This window comes from Rhizobacter sp. P2_H2 (genome assembly GCF_056403375.1).
Window position 1 is genome coordinate 1 of sequence record NZ_JBFUFP010001466.1, and the last position, 1051, is coordinate 1051.

1 protein-coding gene and 1 pseudogene are annotated in these 1051 nt (G+C 75.2%); both read left to right on the top strand.

Going from position 1 to position 1051, the window contains the following annotated elements:
• Window positions 1–785: glycosyltransferase family 2 protein (locus AC1D15_RS33965; protein WP_477829534.1), on the top strand; the 785-nt coding region annotated here is incomplete at its 5' end.
• Window positions 782–1051, top strand: a pseudogene (locus AC1D15_RS33970) (hypothetical protein); the annotation flags it as partial. The gene AC1D15_RS33965 and the pseudogene AC1D15_RS33970, both read left to right, overlap by 4 nt.

The window sequence follows — 1051 nt, forward strand, 5'->3', positions numbered from 1 at the left end:
ATGCCGATACCGAGGTGTCGCCCAACCTGCTGGAAGCCTTCGCGGCGCGCATCGAGGCCGGCGCGAGGGCGGTGCAGGCCTGCCACGGCGTGCTGAACGCGCAGGCCTCGTGGCGCACGCGGCTGATGGCGATCGCGCTGTCGTGCTTCCATCGCCTGCGCTCGCGCGCCCGCGAGCGGCTGCGGCTGTCGTGCGGCCTGCGCGGCAACGGCTGGTGCGTGACGCACCGCCTGCTGCGCCAGGTGCCGTACCGCGCCTTCGGACTGGCCGAGGACATCGAGTACGGCATCGCCCTCGGCCTGGCCGGGCAGCGCGTGCACTATGCCGACGAGGCGCGTGCCGACGGGCTGATGGTGTCGGGCGACGAGGCCGCCGCGAGCCAGCGCCTGCGCTGGGAAACCGGGCGCCGGCAGCTGGTGCGCGCGCGCGTGCGGCCGCTGCTGCGCGCGGCCCTGCGGACCGATGGCGCGGTCTGCCTGGACCTCGCGCTCGACCTGCTGGTGCTGCCCCTGTCGCAACTGGGCGCGAGCGCCGTGCTGCTGCTCGTGGCGGCGGGCCTCGCGTGGGCGTGGGATCCGGCGGCGCAGGGCTGGCTGTGGCTCGCGGCGGGCTGTGTCGCGAGCCTCGTCGCCTACGTGCTGCGCGGCTGGCAGCTCAGCGGCGTCGGGGTACGCGGCCTGCTCGACCTGCTGCGCGCGCCGTCGTTCGTGCTGTGGAAGCTGCTGCTGGTGCTGCGGGCGCGCGACAGCGCCGAATGGGTGAGGACGAAGCGGGAGCTGCCGTGAACGGGGCGGTGGCCGAGGCCCGGCGCCGGCACCTGGYGGTCGCGCGGCTGTTCAGCAGCTCGGTCGTCAGCCAGGCGGTGCTGTCGGCCGCGAGCTTCGCGATCGGGCTGCTGCTGATCCGCCACGCGGCGGCGGTGGAGTACGGCGCGTTCATCCTCGCGTCGAACGCGATCGCGCTGCTGGCCTCGCTGCAGAACGCGTTCTTCGGGCCGCTGCTGGCGAGCCGGCTGCACCGGCTCGACCGGGCAGGGCGGGCGCGGCTGGTC